The 23,909-nt window shown below is 51.4% G+C and carries 13 protein-coding genes; 2 read left to right on the top strand and 11 right to left on the bottom strand.

Annotated features, from left to right (window positions below; all coding sequences use genetic code 11):
- Positions 1-21 precede the first annotated feature (21 nt).
- From DEV76_RS09160 to DEV76_RS09130, 7 genes are all read right to left on the bottom strand, one after another.
- Positions 22-2,949, bottom strand: coding sequence for a GH92 family glycosyl hydrolase (locus tag DEV76_RS09160; RefSeq protein WP_198651993.1), 2,928 nt, complete (start codon positions 2,947-2,949; stop codon positions 22-24).
- Positions 2,950-3,140: 191 nt separating this feature from the next.
- Positions 3,141-3,917, bottom strand: a complete 777-nt coding sequence (locus DEV76_RS09155) for an endonuclease/exonuclease/phosphatase family protein (protein ID WP_157962794.1) — start codon at positions 3,915-3,917, stop codon at positions 3,141-3,143.
- A gap of 58 nt (positions 3,918-3,975) precedes the next feature.
- Positions 3,976-4,857: an alkaline phosphatase gene (locus DEV76_RS09150; RefSeq protein WP_109697574.1), complete on the bottom strand. Its 882-nt coding sequence runs from the start codon at positions 4,855-4,857 to the stop codon at positions 3,976-3,978.
- Between the two features lie 213 nt (positions 4,858-5,070).
- Entirely contained in the window at positions 5,071-5,829 is a 759-nt protein-coding gene (locus DEV76_RS09145) for a copper homeostasis protein CutC (protein ID WP_109697573.1), read from the bottom strand.
- 78 nt (positions 5,830-5,907) lie between these two features.
- Complete coding sequence (locus DEV76_RS09140) at positions 5,908-6,951, bottom strand: N(4)-(beta-N-acetylglucosaminyl)-L-asparaginase (RefSeq protein WP_109697572.1); 1,044 nt, start codon at positions 6,949-6,951, stop codon at positions 5,908-5,910.
- Between the two features lie 23 nt (positions 6,952-6,974).
- Positions 6,975-7,940, bottom strand: coding sequence for an ROK family protein (locus DEV76_RS09135; RefSeq protein WP_109697571.1), 966 nt, complete (start codon positions 7,938-7,940; stop codon positions 6,975-6,977).
- The gene (locus tag DEV76_RS09130) at positions 7,912-9,540 is read right to left on the bottom strand and encodes an MFS transporter (RefSeq protein WP_109697570.1); all 1,629 of its coding nucleotides are present in this window, start codon (positions 9,538-9,540) and stop codon (positions 7,912-7,914) included. Before DEV76_RS09130 ends, DEV76_RS09135 begins: the two co-directional genes overlap by 29 nt.
- 205 nt (positions 9,541-9,745) lie before the next feature.
- Here DEV76_RS09130 and DEV76_RS09125 point away from each other — a divergent pair, with 205 nt between their 5' ends.
- Both DEV76_RS09125 and galK read left to right on the top strand, forming a co-directional pair.
- A complete protein-coding gene (locus DEV76_RS09125; protein ID WP_232826913.1) occupies positions 9,746-11,056 on the top strand; it encodes a sugar MFS transporter in 1,311 nt (436 codons plus the stop codon).
- Between the two features lie 365 nt (positions 11,057-11,421).
- Positions 11,422-12,588: a galactokinase gene (gene galK / locus DEV76_RS09120; RefSeq protein WP_109697568.1), complete on the top strand. Its 1,167-nt coding sequence runs from the start codon at positions 11,422-11,424 to the stop codon at positions 12,586-12,588.
- A 70-nt stretch (positions 12,589-12,658) separates the two neighbouring features.
- On the opposite strand, the gene porV is transcribed toward galK, so the two are convergent.
- From porV to DEV76_RS09100, 4 genes are all read right to left on the bottom strand, one after another.
- Entirely contained in the window at positions 12,659-13,759 is a 1,101-nt protein-coding gene (gene porV, locus DEV76_RS09115; protein ID WP_109697567.1) for a type IX secretion system outer membrane channel protein PorV, read from the bottom strand.
- Positions 13,760-13,804: 45 nt separating this feature from the next.
- Entirely contained in the window at positions 13,805-19,237 is a 5,433-nt protein-coding gene (locus DEV76_RS09110; RefSeq protein ID WP_109697566.1) for an MBG domain-containing protein, read from the bottom strand.
- An 87-nt stretch (positions 19,238-19,324) separates the two neighbouring features.
- Positions 19,325-20,644, bottom strand: coding sequence for a RagB/SusD family nutrient uptake outer membrane protein (locus tag DEV76_RS09105; protein ID WP_109697565.1), 1,320 nt, complete (start codon positions 20,642-20,644; stop codon positions 19,325-19,327).
- A gap of 21 nt (positions 20,645-20,665) precedes the next feature.
- Positions 20,666-23,581, bottom strand: a complete 2,916-nt coding sequence (locus DEV76_RS09100; RefSeq protein ID WP_109697564.1) for a SusC/RagA family TonB-linked outer membrane protein — start codon at positions 23,579-23,581, stop codon at positions 20,666-20,668.
- Between the last annotated feature and the right edge of the window lie 328 nt (positions 23,582-23,909).

Genomic DNA, 23,909 nt, shown 5'->3' with positions numbered 1-23,909 from the left:
TTTTTTGACCCTCCCAAATTACTATTCTATAATTATTTCGTCTGCAAAAATATGCCCGTGTTCTCCTTTGCCGGGATGCCAGTCGGGGATTACGCCGATGGATTTAGCTACCACCTTCACATAACGTGCTTTGGCGTTCACAGGAAGGCTCAGTGTTTGAATGAAGCTGCCGTATTCACGCTCGGAGAATTCGTTCTTCACCACTCCGGCAGATTTGAATTGCTTCCCATCGTCGGAAAGGAAGAACTCTACCTGCGAAGGGTACCATATCCATGAGCCGAGATCCTGCAACACGCCGAGGCCCAGTTTCTGCAGCTGGCGCGGTGCTTTCAGGTCCACAATAGCTTCCAGATCACCCGGGTAATGGCTCTGCCATGCACCCAGGCGGAAATCTTCCAGTCCGCGGATACCATCGATCAACCCATCCGGACCGCCCGCTGTGAATTGGGGATGGATCTTAGACAATACCTGGATGGTTTTGTCGGTTGGGATGAGATAGAACGGCGTTTGCATCACCTGGCTGTATTTGCCATTGCGGAAGGCCACGGCTTTGAGTCGTGCAGATAGCTTCAGCGTAATGGGGCCGGTGTATTTTTTTGATTTATTATCCGGATTGCTGCCATCAAGCGTGTAGTAGATGGCGGTATTGGGTTCCACTGCTTTCAGCGTTACCTGCATGGAATGCTTGAAACGGTCGGATGCAGAAACTGCATAAGGAACTGCCACGATAAGATCTTCGGTAATGGCACTTACAGGAACGTTGGCGCCTGTTGCCCATGTTTTATCGGGTGTGCCGCTCATATCGAACGTCATTTCACCGCCCGCCATGATGGTGCTGTGAGGGATGGCAGAAATGCGGAGGTTTTCTGTTTTGCCATCTTCGCTTTTCACGCTCACGCCTTTCACATAAAAGTTTTTCGGGCTCAGGTTACGGGCTTTGATGGTGAAGGTTTTGCCGCTTTCGAGGTGGATCTTCACTTCATCGAAAGTGGGCGTGCCAATGGCATACTGTCCGTCGCCGGGGCGCACTGGGTAAATGCCCATGGCGCTCATGATATACCAGGCGCTCATCTGTCCGCAGTCTTCGTTACCGCTCAAACCATCAGGTGCATTGTGGTACATGGTGTTCATAACCTGGTGGATCAGTTCCTGTGTTCTCCAGGGCTGACCGGCGTAATTGAAAAGGTAAGCGATGTGGTGGCTGGGTTCGTTACCATGTGCGTATTGACCGATCAGGCCGGTAATGTCGCTCTGGTGGCGGCCGGAGAGTTTGTCTTCTGTAGAGAAAAGATGATTCAGTTTATAGATGAATTTTTCTCTTCCGCCATTCAGCTTCATCAGTCCGCTTACGTCTTGCGGGGCGTAGAAGCTATACTGCCAGCTGTTGGCTTCGGTGAAGAAGTTATTTACTTCCGTGGGTACGAAAGGCGTCATCCAGCGGCCGCCGATCTTTCCGCGCATGAAGCCGGTAGAAGCGTCGTAGATGTTTTTATAGGATTGTGCGCGGCGCATGTAGCGGTCATACACTTCGGTGTCTCCCAGCATTTTGCCCATCTGCGCGATGCACCAGTCGTCGTACGAGTATTCCAGCGTGCGGGAAACGGATTCGGGCTGCGTATCCATACTGAGATAACCCTGGCGGATGTAGTCCTGCATACCAAAGCGTGTACCTTCCGCATAGCTGCGCATGGCTTCCAGCGCATATTTTGAATCGAATCCGCGAATGCCTTTCTGGTAAGCATCCACAATTACGGGTACGGAATGGTAGCCGATCATGCAGAAAGTTTCGTTACCGCTGAGCTCCCATACGGGAAGCATACCGCCGTTTTTATATTGGGCGAGGAAGGTATTGATCCAGTCGTTGGTTTTATGCTGATTGATGATGGTCATGAGCGGGTGCAGCGCGCGGTGAGTATCCCACAGGCTGAACACGCTGTAGTTTTCGAAGCCTTCCGCTTTATGGATCTTGAGGTCGGTACCGCGGTACTGGCCATCCACATCCATGTAGAGGTTGGGATTGAGGCAGGCGTGGTACAGTGCAGAATAGAACATGGTTTGCTGGTCTTCCGTTCCGCCTTTCACTTCAATTTTACCCAGCTCTTTATTCCAGGCGCTGGTAGCAGCGGCAAGCGTACCGTCGAAGTCGAAGCCGGGCATTTCTGCATCGAGGTTTCTGAGGGCACCATCTTCACTCACGCCGCTGATGGCTACTTTCACGAGCAGTGGCTGCTGAACACCGAAGGTGAAGTATGCTTTGATGTTACGGCCTTCCGCCTCATTCAGTTTTCCTTTGGCAGTGTCGCCGAGGGCAACGGTATGTCTGGTGAACGGACGGCTGAATTTCATCGCAAAGAACAGTATCTGTTCCTTAGCCCAGCTGGTGGAAACACGCATGCCTACCACGGTAGAGTCGTTGATTACTTTCAGGCTGGAATGCTTTACGATATCGCGGTGGTAGAGGTCGAGCAGTACATGCCCTTCTTTCGCTGAAGCGGGGAATTCGTATTTGTGCAGTCCTACGCGTTTGGTAGCGGTGAGACTGGCGCGGATGTCATATTTGTCGAGCTTTACGCTGTAAAAGCCTGCATAAGCTTTTTCATTAGCGTGAGAGAAGGGGGAAGCGTATGCTTCGTTGCTCCAGGAAGGCTGGCCGGTTACGGGCATGAGGAGTACATCGCAGTAATCTTCAATACCTGTGCCGCTGAGGTGCGTGTGGGAGAAGCCATACATCACGGAATCGGTGTAATGATATCCGGAGCAGCCGTCCCAGCCTTTAAGGCGTGTATCCGGACTAAGCTGAACCATGCCGAAGGGCATACTTGGGCCGGGGTAGGTATGTCCGTGGCCGCCTGTGCCGATAAAGGGATTTACTTTATGCGCATAGTCTTTTTGCTGTGCATGCGCAACAGATGCCAGCCCTACAGCCAGCAATACCATCCATTTTTTCATTCACTGTTTATTTTAAATCCACCCGCCGGCGCTATGGCATAGATGCAGTCCGGTCGGAAAAAGCTAAAATACAGAAAATGATTCGCTAAAACGTTTTAGTGATATGGAAAATGATGAATGGAGGGGATGGTAGGGCATAAAAAAGCCTCCGGTCAAATTCCGGAGGCATAACTTATTTGTTTATCAAACGATTATTTAATGAGTAGTTCCGCAATTACCGGGCGGTGGTCGGAAGCAACGGTTTCTTCCACAACTTCCGATTTGCTAACATGCCAGCGGCCTTTGCCCGACAGCAGGATGTAATCCAGCTTCTGCGTAGGCTTATCGGACGGCCAGGTGGGGCCCAGCTTCTCCGTTGCATCGGTGAAATGGGCTTTCAGCTGGGTAATCTCCTTTGAAGCCGGAAGGGCGTTCAGGTCGCCTGCCAGGATCAGGGGAACGGTGGAGCGCTGGAGCTGCCCCAGCACGAGCTGGATCTGCGCAAGACGGTCTGTAGGGTCTTCCACATGGTCCAGATGTGCACTGGCGAAGCGCAGGAGGCTGTCGCCCGGCAGCTGGACTGTAACCACCGCGGCTGAGCGGGGCTCACCTTCTTTCCCTTTAGAGGGTAGGGCAAGGGTGTAGGCCGACTGAATAGGGTATCTCGAAAGCACCCCGTTGCCGTACCCGCCGCCATCATAATCCATGGCTTTTCCGAAATAGATGTACATGCCTGTAGCATCTGCCAGTTCTTTCAGAATATCGGCATTACCGATGCGGTTGGTAGCGGAATCCACTTCCTGAAGGGCTACCAGATCAGGATTGGTGGCGAGGATCACGGTGGCAATGCCCTGGATGTCCAGTTTGCCGCTCATGTTCTCTGCATGATGGATGTTATAGGTCATTACTTTTATGACCTGGCCCTGTACCTGCGCTTTTGCGGTAAGCGCGCCAACCGAGAAAATCAGATATAGAATAATTCGCTGCATACAGTGGTTAAAAGGGATCCGGCGGATCGGCAACTGGCCGGGTTCTGCCGGATCGCAACTATTTAAAAATGCTCTTCACGTTACGGCCGATCCAGCTCTGCGGGGTTTTCAACCCTAAGATATAAGCTATCGTTGCGGCCGTATCATACGTCATGATACTTTCTTTGACTTCATTGTTCTTTTTAATCCCTTTCCCCGTAAATACCCAGGGTATCTCCATCTCTACCATTGTTTTTCCGCCATGGCCCTTGTTGATGCCACCGTGGTCCGAAGATAAGATGATAACGCTGTTATCCCACATGCCGGCGTCTTTTACTGCCTGCAGAATCTTCCCTAATAAAACATCGTTCTTGTGCACTTGTTCATAGTAGGGCGGAATGTTATGCCCGATTTCGTGACCCACTCCGTCTGGCTGATCGAAATGGATGAACAGGAAGTCTGGCTTCTTTTCCTTCAGATACGCGATGGCCACTTCTGTGGTAGCACTGTCGGTAGGGCAGTTCTGATCCTTGTTTACTGCTTTTTTCGGGAACAGGTAACCAATGCCTCCCCAGGAATAGATCACACCAGTTTCCGCATTAGGCTTTTGTTCGCGGATCAGGGTGAACAGGGAAGGGAAGAGGCCGTACTGGTCCAGCTCACGGGGCTGCACCTCAGGAGTTTTGCTGCCCCATTCGGTGAAGCCATGCAGTTCAGGACCTGCACCCATAATCATGGACGCCCAGTTTACCGCGCTGGAGGAAGGCAATACACTGCGGGCTTTCAGCGACCAGCTGCCGTCTGCCATCATCTGCTTCATCACGGGATTATCGGCTTTTTCCATCGCATAGGCTCCCAATCCGTCCATACCGATAAGGATCACGTGTTTTACGCCCTTTACCTGCGCCTTTGCGCCAAGGGCCATACACAACAATAAAGCTAAGTAGCGAGCTTTCTTCATGTTTGGTCTAATTTAAAATTTATTTAATGTATCAGCAATGCTGCTTTTTTCACAAATAAGGAATGTGGATAAAAGTAGTGTATGAAACGGGTGTTTTGTTTAATATTTATACACATGTAGTAGATTTTATATAGCCGGGGTATACAAATGCTTGCCGGATATACATAAAAAAGGGAAGCGAGGGGCTTCCCGTGCTTATCAAAAAGCAGGTAATCAGGAATTGAGGCCTTTCTCGGCGCCCTGGCGGATAGCGCTTACGATTGTGGCCTGTGTTACCGAAATACCGTATTCCGGCACCCCGGGGATGCCACCCATGCTCACATTGGGATTACGGTATTGCATGCGGCTGTCAATAAAATCCCGGGCGGTGGAATGGTATTCCGTAGCGCCGGAAGCTTTTGCGAGAGCTTCAGCATTGTGTGCGCGGAGGCCTGAGCCTGCCATAATACGGATACGCCCTGCGGCTTTTTCAACCAGCTCCCGGATGAGAGAGGCGCCTTCCATGGCAGTATTCCGCTGGCCGGAAGTGAGGATACGCTCGCATCCGGATGCGATGATATCTTCCAATGCCTGAAATGCATCGTCGGTCATATCAAAAGCCCGGTGGAAAGTGACGCCCATGGGCTTTGCTGCTTCCACCAGTTCGCGGGTGCGGGGCAAATCTACTTTACCATCTGCAGTAAGGAGGCCAATTACCACTCCATCACAGCCGAGCTGCTTACATACTTCGATATCTTTTTTCATGATAGCGAACTCGGTATCGTCGTACAGGAAATCTCCCCCACGCGGGCGGATGATAGGATAGATCTTCAGGCTGCATTGCTCCCTCACGGCAGCGATCATGGCATGACTGGGAGTAGTGCCGCCTTCGAGGAGGTTGTCGCACAGTTCGATACGGTCTGCCCCGCCTTCCTGGGCGGCGATGCAGGAGGCCACGGAGGTGGCGCATATTTCCAGTGTGATGTTCTTCAACGTCGAGGTTTTTTGCAAAAATAGGGATCGGCTACCAGCAGGGCGCCGGGTAGCCGATCAAATTATCTGGTAATCAGTTTACTGAAAGTAATATTTCCCTTTGATGAGTGTTTCTTCACTGGCTCCGGTAGTGCAGGCATAGCTGAATCCGGGATGCAGGCAGTAAGCGCCATGTTCGCCTTTCTTATTGAGGGCGAGGAAGCCGATCTGGATCTCTTTGGCCTTGGCGGGCTTCTTTTTCACAATGCGCAACACTGCTTCTTTGCAGGCTGCTTCGGGAGAATAACCCTGGCGCATCAGCTCAACTACGAGGAAGCTGCCCACTACGCGGATCACTTCTTCTCCAACACCGGTGGCTGTTGCAGCACCCACTTCGTTATCTACATATAAGCCGGCTCCGATAATGGGAGAGTCGCCTACACGGCCATGCATTTTAAATGCCATACCACTGGTGGTGCATGCCCCGGAGAGGTTGCCCGCAGCGTCGAGGGCTACCATGCCGATGGTATCGTGGTTCCAGGCGTTGCCGGGCAGGCGCAGCGGATTAAATGCCGTGGTGCCTTTGCCTTCGTACGACTGGTTTTCGATATTGATAACTGGTTTATACTCTGCTTTTTTCAACCATTCTTTCCACGCCTTTTCTGATTCAGGTGTGAGGAGGTTTTCTTTCTGAAATCCGTTTTCCAGTGCAAACTGGAGGGCACCATCGCCCACGAGCATTACGTGGGGTGTTTTCTCCATTACTTTGCGAGCTACGGAAATAGGGTGCTTGATATGCTCGAGGGCAGCTACGGAACCACAGTTCCCCAGCTCGTCCATGATGCAGGCATCCAGGGTAACGCGGCCGTCCCGGTCGGGGAAGCCGCCATAGCCTACGGTTTGGTTCTTTGGATCGGCTTCAGGCACATGTACACCGGCTTCAACGGCGTCGAGTGCACGGCCGCCTTTGCCCAATACATCCCAGGCAGCGCGGTTGGCATCAATACCGAAGTCCCAGGTAGATACTACGACAGGCTTACGGGCTGAGCCGCTGCGGGATGATGCTACAGCCGGTATGCCATCCAGCGAAAGCGCTGCGGCGCCCAGTGCGGCGGTTTTCAAAAAGTTCCTTCTGCTCTTCATACTACACGGTTTGAAAACGGATATTAATCTTTCATTTCCCAGGCCATGGCGCTGGCGCCGAGGATGGCGGCGTCGCTTTCCTTGAGCTCGGAGAAAAGCAATTTAACTTTATTCTGGAAGATGGGCAGGAGGTTAACTTCCATATGCTCCCGAACGGGGCGCATGATAAGGTCGCCTGCCTGTGTGAGGCCACCAAAAAGCACAATGGCTTCGGGGCTGGAGAACATTACGAAGTTGGCGAGCGCTTCTCCAAGCACCTTACCGGTGAACTCGTAGATTTCTATGGCCAGCTTATCGCCTTTGATGGCGGCTTCGTAAATGAGCTTGGAATCAATTTCTTCCCGGCTGTGGTTGCGGAGCATGCTTTCCAGTTCGGGATGTGCTTCCAGCAGTTCAAGAGCGGTGTTGGTAACACCGGTGGCGGATGCGTAAGATTCCAGGGAGCCACGTGCGCCCGTTCCGGGATGGAGGCGGCCGCCGGGCACTACAATCACGTGGCCAAGTTCGCCGGCAAAACCGTCGTGGCCATATATCAGCTGGCCGTTAGCAACGATGCCGCTGCCTACGCCGGTGCCGAGGGTGATAGTAATGAAATCTTTCATGCCACGGGCAGAACCGTAGGTCATTTCACCAAGTGCCGCCGCATTGGCGTCGTTGGTTAATACTGTTGGGAGGCCAAAGAGGTCTTCCAGCATTTGCGCCAGGGGCACGATGCCTTTCCAGCGCAGATTAGGAGCGTATTCGATGTTACCGGTGTAGTAGTTACCGTTGGGGGCACCTACGCCGATACCGCGGATGTTCTCAATACCGCCAACCTGATCGATCAGCTTGGTAAGCCGCCCGTGCAGCTCTTCGAGAAACATGGTTACTTCTTCGTGTGCTTTGGTTGACATGCGGTCCTGGCAAAGGATGTTGCCACGACGGTCTACAATACCGAATTTAGTGTTCGTTCCACCGATATCAATGCCCACCGCTAGTTGCTGACTCATAGTCTATTCCTTGGGAGTTTAAAATTGATTTTACGCGTAATGCGAAGAATGCCAGGTATGCGAAACATGCCACAGGCACGATGTAAGATAAATGAATGCCGATTGTGTCAGCGATACCGCCCTGTAACGGGGGGATAAGTGCTCCGCCGAGGATCATCATGATCAGGAAAGAAGAACCCTGGCCAGTGTATTTACCGAGGCCGGCAATGGAGAGGCTGAAGATGCAGGGCCACATCACGGAGCAGAAAAGGCCGCCGCTGATGAAAGCGAAGGTAGCTACTGCACCGGAGGTGAACAGGCCTATGATCATTGCAGCAGTACCCATGATACCGAAAGTGAGCAGCGTCTTGGCAGGTTTTTCCTGTCCGTAGAAGAAGCCTGCGATCTGGATTACAATACAGATAGCGAAGGGATACAGTATAGTAATGTCATTGCCTTTCATAGCGTTGGCACCGAGGATAACGGCGTAAGCGATGAAGGGTACCACTACAGAAAGCACCTGCCGTGCAGTTTTGGAAATGTTGAATACAGAGATGGCGCCAGTCCAGCGGCCAATCATAAGGCCACCCCAGAAAATCGAGATATAGGGGCTGATTTCGGATTCATGCAAGCCTTCCAGTGTAAGGAATCCTGGTGTTTTCAGCAACTCGCCGAGGTTGGAGGAAGCACTTACTTCCACACCCACATAAACGAAAATGGCGATCATGCCCATAATCAGCTGAGGGTATTTCATTGCGCCCCAGCCATCGCCATTAGAGCGGGCGGTGAACTGGCTGTAGAACAGGATCACGAGGATACCGATAATACCGGCGATGAAGTAGGGCAGCGGATGGGTGGTTACACCTGTTCCGATCGCGATTACCACGAACATCAGGGTGATGCCGAGGAGAGAGCGGGTGGCTTTGGGAGAAGATTCGAAATGATCGTCTTCTGTACCCTTCGGCATTTTAGTGGCTGCGAAGATAGCAGCGGCAGCCAGAAAGAGGCCTACGAGGGTAATATATAATATGTTGATCTTGCTCAGATCAGTATCTCCTGATGCGCCGGATACTTTGGCGGAACCGAAAAGGAGAATGCTTACGATAATGGGACCGATGGTGGTACCGAAGGAGTTGACACCACCTGCGAGGTTAAGACGGTGTGCGCCGCCTGCAGGGTCGCCAAGGAGGATGGCGAAGGGATTGGCAGCAGTTTGCTGCAGGGAGAAACCAAGGGCTACAATGAAGTAGGCGCCAAGGATGAGGTAGAAGGCAGCAGTTTTATCAGCCATACCCAGACCAAGGTTTACCGCGCCGATGGTGGCAGCGGCTCCAACGCCGGAGATAAGGAGACCATATATGATGCCTTTTTTAAATCCGATCCTGTTCAGGATATCTACCCCCTTCATTGCGGAAAGCAAATAGAGGATGAGCGACCCTACGAAGTAGGCGCCGTAAAACGCAAAGTCGATCAGCTGCGACTGAATCTGCGTCAGTCCGAAGTGCGCTTTACAGAACGGGATCAGTATGCTGTTGGAGGCTGCAACGAAGCCCCAGAAAAAGAAAACTAGCACCAGTACGGAAAACGATGGATGCGTACCCTGTTTTTGTGGCGTGGACATATACCGTTAAATTTTGGTAAAATTAGGGTCTAAATGTATAATTAATTTTTTGAGAAAAGGACAAAAACTGCTCGGAATGTTGCATTATTTTACATTGCTCAAACGTTTTAGCTAATATATTTATGAATTTAGCGAATTGTTCATTATGTTCGTGGCATTCTTGAACAATCAACCTTTGCAGCTAATGAGTAGCAAAACCATTACTATGACCGCTCCGCAGGAAGGAGGGTACAAACAGGCCATGTTAATTATTGGGGGTCTGTTCGCCGTTTTCGGCTTCGTGACCTGGCTGAACGCTTCACTGATACAGTTTCTTCAGCTTTTGTGTGATCTGACTGATTCACAGGCTTTAATGGTTACATTCGCATTCTACATCCCATACTTCCTCTGGTCCCTCCCTTCTTCCGTAGTCCTCAAAAAGCTCGGCTTTAAGAATGGTATGGCTATTGGTCTTGTTGTAATGGCCATCGGTTCCATCGTTTTCATTCCTGCTGCTAACAGCAAAAGCTTCATCCTGTTCCTGGTGGGCCTCTTCATCCAGGGTGCAGGCCTTTCCCTGCTGCAAACCGCCACTAACCCTTATGTGAGCATCCTCGGGCCCATCGAAAGTGCTGCACAGCGTATTTCCATAATGGGTATCTGTAATAAACTGGCAGGTGTGATCAGCCCCCTGATCCTTTCTTCCATCCTCCTGAAGAATGCTACAGAAGTAGAAATTAAAATCAAATCTACTACCGATGCTGTCGTTAAATCCCAGCTGCTCGACGAGCTGGCCGGCCGTGTGATCATGCCTTACATCGTGCTCACCCTGTTCCTCCTCATTGTTGCATTCCTTATCCGCCGCTCTACCCTGCCTGAAATCGAAGCAGAAGAAACCGACAGCTCAGGCGCTTCCGTTCCTGCACGCAGCTCCCTCGGCAAGTACCCTTACCTCTGGCTGGGTGCCCTCTGTATCTTCGTTTACGTAGGTGTGGAAGTAATGGCCGGCGACGTAATCGGTACCTATGGCAAGAGCGTTGGTCTCAGTGCTGATGCTGCTAAATACTTTAGCTCCTTCACACTCGGTTCCATGCTGGTGGGTTATGTGATCGGTATCTTCACCATCCCTAAATATCTCTCACAGGATATGGCCCTCAGAGGTTCTGCCGTACTCGGTATCCTCTTTACCGTAGGCGCTTACCTTACCGATGGTTCTACTGCAGTTACCTGCATCGCCCTCCTCGGTTTTGCTAACGCCCTCATGTGGCCCGCTATCTTCCCCCTCGCTATCGAAGGCCTGGGTAAATACACCAAGATCGGTTCCGCTATCCTGGTAATGGGTATCGCCGGTGGTGCCATCCTCCCGCAGATATATACCGGCCTGTATGAAGAGTCCAGCCTGCTTGGCTTTGCCCTGCATTCCGACGGCGTTACGTTTAAATCCGCCTTCCTCTACGCCATGGTGCCCTGCTATATCTACATCCTGTTCTTCGCCCTTAAAGGCCATATGATCGGTAAGGTTAGAGCTGCTAAATAATTACTTTTGCTAAGTATACCGAAAGGGCTGTCGTAAGACGGCCCTTTTTAGTTACGTCACCTTTCAACCAGTTAATATCCTACCGGATTCGTGTTTTTCATCCTTCGGTCATCCTTCGGTCATCCTTCGGTGATCCTTCGGTCATCCCCCAGGGAAGCACCCCGTTTACCGAAGGATCACCGAAGGATGACCGAACAATGGTAGTGCAAATGATTGATATTGAATTCTTTGTGAAATGCCCGAAAACAGTGCGAAAGCGGTGGTTCTGATAGTATATTAGCATGTGCGAATCTTGCCGGCGAAACCCGCATCCTTTTGATTACTCCTGTTTTTTATTACTTTTAGGTGTAAAATATACCCTTATAATGATAGCCACAGCCACCAAGGAGTTTCGCCAGCGTTTTAACAGGGAGCCCATTATCATCAGCTCCCCGGGAAGGATCAACCTGATCGGAGAACATACCGACTATAACGAAGGGTTCGTATTGCCCGCCGCCATCGACAAGCGTATCATCTACGCCATTGCTCTCAACGGCACCGACACCTGCAATGCGTACGCCATGTTCAGTGGTGAATCTGCCTCCTTTTCCCTTCACAACATTGAACCCGGTGGCGACTGGATCAACTACCTCAAAGGCGTGGTTTACCACCTGCAGCAAAAAGGCCATGAAGTAAAAGGGTTCGATTGTGTTATCACCGGCGATATCCCTATTGGTGCCGGTATGAGCAGTTCTGCTGCCGTTGAAGGGGGCCTGGCCGTAGCGCTCGATCATCTCCTTGGATTTAATCTTACCCGTATGGAAATGGCCCGAATCGGTCAGCTCGCAGAACATACCTTCCCCGGTGTGAAATGCGGCATTATGGACCAGTTCGCGAACCTGCACGGGCGTAAAGACAGTGTGATGCTGCTCGACTGCCGCAGCCTCGATTATCAGTACTTCCCGTTCAGTTTTTCTTCAGAAGTGAAAGTGGTACTTGTTAACTCGATGGTTCATCACTCCCTCGCATCTTCTGAATACAACGTGCGCCGCGCACAATGTGAAGAAGGGGTGAAGATCCTCCAACAGGTATACCCCTCTGCCAACAGCCTGCGCGATCTCACTTCAGCACAGGTACAGCAACAGCAACACCTGCTTCCAGCTAAAGTATACGACCGCTGCCTGTACGTTACACAGGAGAATGAACGTGTGGAGAAAGCCTGTGCACATCTGCAGCGTAACGAGCTGAAAGAGGCCGGTGCCCTGATGTTTGCTTCGCATGAAGGGCTTAGCAAACTGTATGAAGTATCGTGCCCGGAACTTGACTTCCTCGCCCAGCTGGCATCACAGCGCCCCGAAGTGGCAGGCGCCCGTATGATGGGTGGCGGTTTCGGCGGTTGCACCATCAACCTCGTTGAAACCGGAAAAGTGGATGCTTTCTGCGAATTCGTACAGGAGCAGTTCCGCCAGCGCTATGGTGTATCACCGGAAATCTATATTACTTCAATCGAAGACGGCGCCAAAGTAGAATTGGCTGTGGAAGCCGTTGCATAAAATATTCACCAGGTATTAAAAAAGCCGGCTGCAATTGCGCCGGCTTTTTTTTATTGAGACAGTTGTTGTGTTATTGCGGAGGGGCAAGGTCTACCGTAAGCCCGATACGCAGTGTATTGGACAAAGGATTGCGGTTGGCTCCATTGCCTGAAGGCACTACGTAGGAGAGGTTCATGGCTACCATGCGGTAACGCCCGCCTACACCGGCCGTGATCTCCTGAATCCTGCCTTCGTTTTTGTTACCGGAGATATACCCTACTCGTGCATTGAATGCATTGCGATAGGAATATTCCGCACCACCCGATACGCGCCAGGTATTGTTGCCGAACGACTGGAACCAGGCTGCCATAGCGCCGGTTTCATAGTATTCCTTTACATCATCCATGGCAGGTACCATCAGCTTATTTACTTCAGCACCTAACATAATGCGATGATCTTCCTGCATTACAAAAGTATAAGCGCCACCCAGTCCTAAGTTAGCAGGGAGGAATTCTTTCTGATCAGAATCGCCTCTATAGGCAATGCGCGAACCGAGATTACTCAGCGCGAAACCTGCGGTAAAGCCCTGCCCTTCATCATTGAGGCCGGAATAATACAGCGAGATGTCGCCGGCAACTGCCATAGCGGCTTTGTAGCGGATGGCATTGAGGTTACCGCGTACGAGGCTGGAACTGATGTAGCGGAAAGCCACACCGATACCGAAGCGCTCACTCAGTTTGCGTGCGTATCCCAGATCAAATGCCATTTCGCGGGGATAAGATGTTTTCAGTTCCTGCCCATTGTGATCCGTCAGGGGAAGGTTACCCAGGCTGAAGTAACGGATGTTCGCGGAAATAGCCTGACCTCCGCCCAATTGGTAATAACCGCCGGCATGCAGCATATACACATCCTTGGTTACATCCCGCATCCAGGGACTGTAGTTCACCGCCAGTGAGCCAATACTGTCTGCAAAGGGTGTTTTGGCAAGGTTCCACAGGCCGCTGTTGGCATCTGCACTGGTAGCCAGTCCCATATTGCCCATGCCGGAGGCGCGTGCATCAGGAGATATGCGAAGAAAGGGTACGGCGGATGAGGTGATGTTCACAGGATCGGTCGATTGTCCGCTGGCGGCACCTGCGCTGGCCAGCAGCAGTGCGGCGAAGGTATTGCGGATCAGGTAAGTCTTTTTCATGAAGAGTATTTTTGAAAGCCGGGCCACACAGGCCCGGCTGTTTATTTAGTTAATCGCTACGTTTTGGGTTTGACTGGTTTTTTCGCCATTGATATGCAGTACATACATGCCGGTTGGGATGCGGGATACATCCAGCTGCATGGTATTGCTGCCTGCATCGAGCCGTTTGTAGAGCTGTGATACCCGCTGGCCCGAAGTGGAATACAGGATCACATTAGCACCCTGTGCTTCATTTACATACACCCTGATCTGTAAGGTGCTGCGGCTGCTACACCAGGCTTTCACATCGTCTTTCGGTTTGTTGATAACCGTGAGGATGCCTTGTACCAGCCTGATGTTGTAGTTGGCTGCGGCGCCACCGGTGATTTGGATGGGGTATTTCCCTGCAGGACTGTTTTCATTTGCCAGCGTATGCAGTGCAACAGGAGTGGTAAGTACACCAGCGTTCTCGTTGAGCACAAAGCCCTGGTAAGAAGCTGTCAGCGGAGGATTGGCAGTACCGGTCACTTTCGATTTGTTGTCTGCAGTGATGGTGAGCTGTGCTTTTCCTACGGTGAATGTGCGGCTTACAGGAGCTGCAGCCAGCCAGTCATTATTACCTGCCTGTTCAGCAGTAATCGTAGTTGTACCTGTACCGGTAATATGGATCTGCCCGTTTACGATTGTGGCTACAGCAGGAGCAGTGCTGGTGTAGGAGATTGTCAGACCTGATGTAGCTGTGGCGGCAGGGTTCACGTCAGCATCGCCGTAAATGCGGGGAGCAGGTGCTGCAAACTGGATTGTTTGCGCCTGTGCGCGGGGAGTAACAGTAAGCGTTCCTGCTACATAAGTAAAGCGGTAATTATCAGCAACCGCTGCGGAAGCGGTGATAGGATAATTGCCGGGTGCTGAAGTGCGTGTAGCGTTGGTAGTTACAACCGGAAGTGTTTGGATATCACCCGCATCATCTCCGTTCAGGAAGCCTGTGTAGTTGACGGTGAGCGCCGGATTGTCGGTGCCTTCCACTTTGGTTTTGTTATCTGCAGTAACGGTGAGCGGAGCCTTTTCAACATCGAAGGCCTGAGTGGCGGCAGCGGCTGCCAGCCAGTCGTTATTACCATCCTGCTCGGCGCGGATGGATGCGCGGCCTGCTTTCAGGATGGTTACCTGTGTGCCGTTGATGCTGATGATTGCAGGTGTTTCGTTCACATACCGTACCGCGAGGCTGGAAGTGGCGGTAGCAGTAAGCGCGAATGCAGCATTACCATATTGCCTGTTTGCCAGTGCCGGGAAGTTGATGGTTTGCGGCTGTTTAGGACGGGCAGTCACAGTAAGTGTGCCATTCACGTACACGAACGTGTAGTTGGCAGCTACGGCGCCGGAAGCCCGGATTACATAATTCCCAACGGGAGACTGCAGCGTAGCAGTTGTGTTGATTACTGGCTGCGTTGTGAACACATTAAAGTTCTCATTTTTCACGAAACCTGCGTAGGTGACAGTCAGTGTAGGGTTTGCCGTGCCCTGCACTTTGGTTTTGTTTTCCGCAGTAACGGTCAGCTGTACCTTGTTCACCATAAAGCTGCGCGCAATGGGAGCTGCGGCGAGGTAATCGGTATTGCCATCCTGACTGGCGCGGATGGTTACAGTACCAGCCTTCAGGATATGGATCTGTCCGTTTGTGATAGTGGCCACATCGGGAGTGAGTGAGGTAAAGCTTACGGGAAGATTGGAAGTGGCTGTAGCGGTAATCCCGAAGTCAGCATCTCCGTACGTTACGTTGGTAAGCGTGGGGAAGTTGATGGTTTGTGGTTGTTTAGGTTTTGCGGTTACAGTGAATACCCCGTTTACATATGTCATCACGTAGTTGGCGGCAATGGCAGAACCGGGGAAGATGTCGTACTGCCCGGCCGGAGTGCTATTGGTAACGTTCGTTGTCGGTGTTGCCTGCTGTGTGAGTACGGCTGCGGATTCACCATTTACAAACCCGGTGTATCTAACGGTCAGTGGGGGATTGTTCTGTCCTTCCACTTTCGTTTTGTTATCTGCCCTTACTTCCAGCGGAGCGCGTTGTACGGCGAAGGTGCGGGAAGTTTCCAGTGCGGCCTCATAATCGTTGTTACCTGCCTGGTTTGCGAAAACCACTGCAGTACCGGTTCCAATGATGCGTATTTGTCCGCCTGCGATGGATACAACAGTTGGTGTGGTGGTACGGTATGTTACAGGAAGACCTGAGCTGGCGGTGGCACCGGCAGCAAAGGCAGCATTGCCATATGTTTTATCGGTGATTGTTGCGAACGTGATAGTTTGCTGCAGTTTAGGACGAGGCTGTACCAGCAGCGATCCGGCAGTCATGGTAATGTTGTAGTTACCGGAAGTAGCACCGGTTACCGTGATGGGATAGGTGCCGGGTAAAGATGCTCTGGTGGCGGTAGTGACCAGTTGTGCCGCAGTAGTGAGCACAGTGGGCTGCTCGTTGTAAACAAGACCAATGTACCGTGCAGTAAGCGCCGGTACGGCATTACCCTGGGTCATGATCTTATCTTCGGCGAGAATGGTAAGGTCGGCTTTATTGATGGTAATGGTTTGTTCCACTCCGGGAGCATCTTCCCAGGTTTGATCACCCGGACAATTAGCCGTGATCTTTGCCGTTCCTGCACCTTTTATCTGGATCTGCCCGTTTACGATCTGGGCTACATTAGTGTTGCCACTGGTGAAGAAAACAGGTAATCCTGATGTTGCAGTTGCCTGAGGTGTAACATGTGCCATGCCGTAACGAAGCGCAGCAATAGTAGGGAAAGTGATGGTTTGTGGTGTACGTGGCGGTGGCTGAATGGTCAGGATGCCGGTACGGTGGGTGATGTTATAGTTAGTTCCGCTGGCGCCACTGATGTTGATGGTATAATCACCGGGAGGCGAAGCTGCAGTGGCCGAAGTGGAAAGAATGGGCATATTGGTGAGTACCGATGCAGTTTCTCCCAAAACGAAGCCATTGTAGGAAGCGGAAAGGGTGGGGATATTAGCCCCGTATGGTTTTGTTTGATTGACGGCGGTGATAATAAGGGGTGCCCTGTTGATGGTAAGCGTTTTGCTGACAGGCGGGGCCGGTGCGTAAGTGGCGTCTCCTGCCTGTTTAGCCGTTACCGTAATGGTACCACTGCGCAGGATGTGGATTTTACCATTTACGATTTCCACATAATTTGTATGGCTGAACTCATAAGTTACCGGAAGCCCGGAGCTGGCGGTGGCCTGCGGATCGAAGTCCGGATTGCCATATGTCTGGGCCGGCATATCGGGGAAAGTGATGGTTTGGGTAGAGCCGGTAGTTGTAGCCTGGCCGGTTAAAGGTACAGGCGTATAGAAGTATTGATTGGGTGTGATTTCATATATCGCAAAGTGGTAGTTGGTACCCGCGGTAAGTCCTGTTGCCGTGTATTCGTCGGTAGATGTATAGCCAAGGATAAAATTGCCGTTGCCAAGCCCGTGGCCTCCGCCATAGCTGGATCCGTCTGTGGGATGCACATCTACCGGTGCGCCGATCCTATAGGTGATCAGCCTTCTGTTACCACCGCCTGCCGTGAATTTCAGCTTTATGCCGGTATGGGTAATTTCCGGGAAGGTAAGGTTGCTGGCCTGCGGACGGGCATAATCGATCGTGGTACCACTGCCATCCGTCATCGGCGCTGCGGTATAGTAGAAGGGTTCGCCATTAATCTCGTTATAGTTGATCACCCGGAAGTGATAAGTAGTATTGGGATCGAGTGTGTTAACGGTAGGAGCGTTCCAGGTGTCTGCATGGATAACAAATTCGCCGGGAGCAATTTCTTCCCCGTCGGCAAATTTCCAGCTTGGCCGGTAAACTTTTTTATCTACCGGAACTGCGGTTACCGGTGAACCTTTTTTGGCTATTACCAGCAGTTTTGTTCCATTCCCCATGTTACAGTATACACGCATCGTGGTGAGCGCGCGCAAGTCGATGCTCAGATCTTTGGGATGTGTGGTGGGGTGGGCTTGTGTGGCGGCACTAACTGTTTGCCCGGGTTTCAGGTAAATGGGGTTTACAGTGCCGTTTGCTTCAAAAATAGCGAAGTGGTAGGTGATACCGGGTTGGAGCTGTGTAATTGTAGTTTGTGATGTATAGTTTCCATCCAACATTACAAAGTTACCATTGCCGATTTCTTGTCCGCGCCCAAACTGGGTGCTGCCGGTATAAGTTTTAAAATCTTCAGGGGTTACATCTACCGGCGCATTTGCTTTGCCGATAAGGATGCGGTTGTTACCATCGCCTTTGGTCCAGTTCAATGTTAGCTGGAAAGCGCGGAGGTCTGTAGCGGTAAAGTTAGTAATGCCGGTAGTAGGCGCTATTAGCGTGGAGCTCGAACCTTCCGCGAAGGAGGATGTGAGATAATTTGTAGTACCGGCATCTTCATATTCGAAAGCACGGAAATGGTAGGTGGCACCGGGTTCGAGGCCGGTTACATAACTCATCCAGTCGGTGCCGGCATAAATTACAAATTCATCCGTTCCGAGTTTAGACCCTTTCCCGAATTCCATATTGGGCGTATAGGTGACGCCATCCTGTGGAACGGTGGTTACGGGGCTTCCCTTTCTGCCAATGAGGATACGCTTGGTACCATCTCCTGCGGGGAAGAGTATACGGAACTGTTTGGTGTCGCGCGAGTCGGCATATAAGCTTGTGGGTGCTTTGGAAGGTTCCGCAAGCGTGGTGAATGAGGCGGTGGCAGCAGGCCTTGCGAAAGCAGGTGCTGACCAGCCATTGAATTCATAAGCCGCCACATGGTAGGTGACGCCGTTTTTAAGTTGGTAAACAGTAGTGGGGGGAGGGTTAATATACCAGTTGTAGATAACATAGTTTCCTGTACCTATCTGTGTGCCAAAACCGAAGTTGGCGTTGGCATTGTAATTCACAAATTCAACAGGCTCAGCGTTTACAGCGCCGCCTTCCCGCATAACGATCATGCGACCATAGCCGTTTCCATGTGTCCAGCTGATGGTTGCCTTGTTCGCGGTAATGTTTGAGAATTGCAGACCTGAAACCTGAGTTGTGGGGGCCTGTACCGTTTTCTTATTGCCGGTGAGGAACCCGGTGGTTAGGTATTCAGTAGTAGTACCATCGCCATTGAATTCGAATATGGCGATGTAGTAATCCACTCCGGAAGTTAGGCCGGAGAGGGTTACCTGGTTGATATTACCATATCCTACCACAAATTCGCCGGGCTTAATAGCCTCGCCCTGTCCGAAGGTGAGGCTGGCAGTGTACGACTTGCCGTTTTCAGGTCTGGCAGAGACCGGCTGGCCTGCACGGGCAATAACGATGCGTTTATCGCCATCGCCTCTGGTCCAGTAAAATCCTAAGTGATTGCCTTCAATGGTGTTAAAAGTCACAGCGGAGGAAGGCAGTGTGGGGGTGGCGGCCCTCAGGCCTGTAAAGCTGCAAAGCAGCCATGCAAGCAGGGGCACCATACGTAGATAATGCTTCATGAGAGATGGTATTTATTGAGTTGGGGTTATGGCAGAAGGCTGCACGTTGGCAGCCTTCTGTCTTTTTGATTATTGATTAGAGGTGTTTTACTTGGAATTTTCTGAAAGAGGAACGGGGATTTGTGACCAGATCTTATCACCGGTACGGTCTACTGGTAATTGGTTAAGCCTGTTGTAGCGGCGCATATCGATCCATCTGTGGCCTTCGCCCCAGAGGGAGAAGCGGCGTTGTTTCAGGATCTCATCGATCAGTTTATCTTTTGTATCCAGATCGAGCCGGGCGGTGAGGCCGTGGCTGGTGCGAATGAAGTTTACCGCATCGGCAGCAGCAGGCAGCGCGTTGGTTTGTGCACTTGCTTCGGCAAACAACAGCACAAGCTCCTCGTTACGGATGATACCGATAGGGTCGGTCTGTGTTTTAAAGATGCGCATTTCATGGGTACCACTCAGATCTTCGAAAGCAATGGCTTTTGCACGGAGGCGCGCTTTGCCGATACGATCGTCACCTGCTTCCATAGCAGTAATATAGGATGGGTGAGCCATTTGAATTTCATCTTCATTATCCTGCTGGAGGAACAGCTCGTTTACCTGATCGTTAGTGCCGAGAGAGTAGATGTGTTTGGGACCAGTGGTGAGGCTGGCGCCGGCGGTCATGGAGAGGAAACTGTTCGGCAGGATAGTGAGTGCATCGGCCCAGCGTTCACGGTAAACTGCAACACGTGCAGCAAGGGCACGGTTGAATTTGCGGAAGTTAGCGGGTGTTTCAAATCCTTCAAATCCGGCAGACAGCGGGAAGCTGAATTCGGCGTTGGCCAGCAGTCCATCTGCTTCATTCAGCATGGTGGCAATTGCCTCCAAGGCTACAGCACGTGTTACAATCGGGCCGGGATTGTATGGGTCAGTAACTTCCAGCCGGATGCCATTATCGTGTGTGCCGTTCAGGATCAGCATCAGCTGGTATGCTTTGATCGTTTTGGTGAATGCGGAGTAACCGTTTTTCACATTGGCATTGGGGAAGTACTTGGAGTTTTCGATCCCCTGCAGTAACAGGTTACAGTTTTTAACGACGTTGTAGCGGGAATCCCAGGGGATGGAGGCGAAGAAACCGCCTGCGGGAAGCACGGTGGCGTCTTTACCCAGGATCACGTCTGTCCAGCGGGGATCGGAGCCGGAATGCCGGTAGTATTCCCTGCCCAGTACGCTTACCGCATCTATATAAATCTCCAGCCGGTTACGCATACTGCTTTCCGTGCCGATGATAAGACTGTTCAATTGTGTCAGCGTAGGGTTCTTGATGATTTCTTCCATCGAAGGGGCATTGGGATTGGGGATGGCCTCATTCTTACATGATGCGAGCATTCCGAACCCTGCCATTATTGCGATTGCACTTGCTAATTTCAGTTTCATTTTTCTGACTGCTTTTATGTTTTAGAAATTCACGGACAGGTGGAACTGCAGGCGTTTAGTAGCTGCATAAGGCGCTACGTCTATACCGGTTCCGAAAGTGGTACCGAAGTTGGACACTTCAGGATCATAACCGCTATATTTTGTCCAGGTGAAATAGTTGTTGGCTGATACGCCGATGGTTACGTTGTTCACTACGCGGGGCTTGATGGGGAGCTGATAGTACAGCGCCACTTCGCGGAGGCGGAGGTAAGAAGCATCTTCGGTGTAAAGCGCCAGGTTCTGACGGCGGGCCCTGCCCATGAATACGCCTTTGTCGTTGAGGTCGCTCCAGTCTTTCGACAGGCGGGCACCATCACGGAGGTAACGGGTCAGGTTTACGTTGTTGCTACCGTTTTTGTAGTGCAGCATAGCACGGAAGGTGAAGTTCTTGAAGAAATTCACTTCGTTGAACCAGCTGATCTGGTAACGGGGTTCGATGTCGCCGATCACTTCCAGTCCGGTTGCTTTTTCGATTACCAGCTGTGTGGCAGATTTACCTTCTTCAATCCAGATAGTACCAAGGCCGGCGCCGAAGCTGTCGCCCTGATCAAATGCAGGAACGTTGAGTTTCATTACACGGCTGCGGTTTTTCCAGTAGTTCAGGGTAGTGTTCCAGCGAACGTTACGGGTATTGAACGGAGTAGCACGCAGGCTGAGCTCAATACCACGGTTGCGGAGTTCACCGCCATTCACCCATCTGGCCACGAAGCCGGTAGAGCCATACCAGTCGGCAGCAACCAGCAGGTCTTTAATGAGTTTATTATATGCAGTTGCTTCAAAGTTCAGTTTGCCGGAGAACAGGCTGATGTCGAATCCACCTTCCAGTTCTGTCTGGCGTTCGGATTTGATTTTTGGATCACCCAGTGTGAGGCTGCCTATGGAGCCAACGTTTCCGCCGATTGCAGTGGCAGTAAGGGTAGTGAAACGGCTGTTGAATGTAGGGAAGCCGCTGCTCTCACCGTAGGCGACACGGAATTTAAGGTCGCTAACGATTGAGCTGTTCCATTGTCCCATTTTGCTGATGTTCCAGGAGGCATTGGCTTTAGGGTAGAGGTTATATTTTTTGTAGTCTCCGTTATTGGTTGATTTATCCAGGCGTACACCAGCCGTGAGGTTCAGGAACTCCTTATAGGCCAGCTCTTCCTGAAAGAAGAGGCCGTCGTTACGATATGAACTGCGGGCTTGCTGTACTCTTACAGCACCTGCCTGGCCCTGACTGGTTTCTGCACCGATGAGCTGAGAAGCTACGTTCAGCAGCTGATCGTATTCGCCGGCCTCGTGCGTCATACCTGCGGTGGTTGTTAATGAAAGATTACCGGCGCCGGGGGTAAAGGTGTTTACGAGGAAGCCTGCCCAGCTCGTGTTCATTTCATATGTATTACCACGGATGTTGCGGCCGCCTGTAGCAGCTTCGAAGAACAGCATGGCGGGGAAGAGGGCGATGGATTTGGTATGATAGTAATCCAGGCCAGCGCGACCGATCAGGCGGGTAGTGGATGTGGCAGACTGCTGAAGGATTGCATCAAAGTTGGCACCTGTAAGGATGCGGTTTACCTTTTCACTGTTTTCTGAGTGAGCAAGGGTTTGCAGGATGTTTGCACCACCGCGGGGATTGGGGAATACGCCATCCGCATTCGGATGCAGATCAATCCAGGGAGCAGTGGCGATCAGGCCATAACCCACGGTATTACCGGAGTTTTCATTACCGAACAGGCCACGGTCAGCATTCGTGTTCATATAAGAACTGGTGAAACCGAGCTTAACACGATCAGAGATTTTATGATTGAGGTTCAGACGCACGTTAGCATTGGAATAGCCGGTATTACGTACAATGCCTTCTTCTTTTTTCAGGCCGGTAGCCAGGTGGAAGGTAGTTTTGTCGTTACCGCCGTTCATGCTGAAAGTAGTGTTGCGTGCGAATCCTTTTTCACCGAATACTTCTTTTTCATAATCGAAGAATTTGCCGGAGTTAATGGCGGCACGTACGGTGGCAAGGGGCCAGGAGGCTCCTCTTGCAGTGATCTCTGCATCAGTAAGATCCATACGGGTGCCCTGCAGTTTACGTGCAGTTACAAGGCCGAGGTCCTGCCCTACATGGAACGTGGTTTTACCGGAGCGGCCTTTCTTGGTTGTAATGATTACCACACCTGCAGACGCCTGGGAGCCATAGATGGCAGAGGCGGATGCGCCTTTCAGGATCTCAACGTTCTCAATGTCGTTAGGGTTGATGTCTGCGATACGGGAAGCGGCGTTATCCTGACCGGAAGTAGCACTGGTGCCGCCCTGTGCTTCCGTTACCACGTTGATACCGGTGGAGGTGGCACGGTTGGAAACGATGATGCCGTCGATAACGAACAGTGGCTGAATGGTACCGAAGATGGAGGATACACCACGCAGTTTGATGGAGAGACCGCCACCGGGAGCGCCTGAGTTGGCAACGATGTTGGCACCGGTAATCTTACCGCTCAGTGCCGCATCGAATGTTTGGGCAGGAGCCGCTCCTGCCAGCTCCTTGGCGGAAATAGTGGCAACGGAGTTAGCTGCGTTTCTTCTTTTAACAGTTGTGGCCAAACCGGTAACAATTACCTCATCGAGTTTGGCGATGTCGTCTTCCAACACAACATGTACCGGCTCTGCGGGGTTGGCTGTAACAGTTGCTGATTTGTAACCTGTGAAATTGATGGTAAGTTTACTGCCGGGGGCTACGTTTATCTCGAAACGGCCTTCGGCATTCGTCACAGCACCCTGGCGGCCTTTCTGCACTGCAATGCTGGCACCAGGAAGAGGGTTTCCGGCCACATCCGTGACCCGTCCCTTTACGGTTTGATTTTGCGCTTGCATGACAAGCGGGAGTAACAGGCATAAGAGCGATAGGATGCCTTTTAGCGTTTTTCTCATTTGTTTGTTTTTAGATTGAAGCGATGAATCGTCAACCAGTGTGTATGGTCTGGTGATTGCATTATTACATAGGCCGCATGGTCCTTACTTATTGGCTGATATTCTATTCTTCAGGGTCAGATTAGATGTAAATGTAATCTCTGACCACCCTACAGGAATTTGCACCTGTTTCGAGGTGCTTGATGTACTGACTGAAGCAGCGGAATTTGATGCTGAACGGGTAAAAGCAGACAGGTTAAGGCAACGGGTTTGCCGGTTGGGAGCTGGAAATGAAGGTCCTGTCGTTAATAAAACATCGTTACGGCGGGTTTTCCGAAATGCAAAAAAG

Source organism: Chitinophaga deserti (assembly GCF_003149455.1).
Lineage (GTDB): Bacteria > Bacteroidota > Bacteroidia > Chitinophagales > Chitinophagaceae > Chitinophaga > Chitinophaga deserti.
Note: the sequence above shows the minus strand (reverse complement) of the source record. Positions and strands in the feature narration are given on the sequence as shown.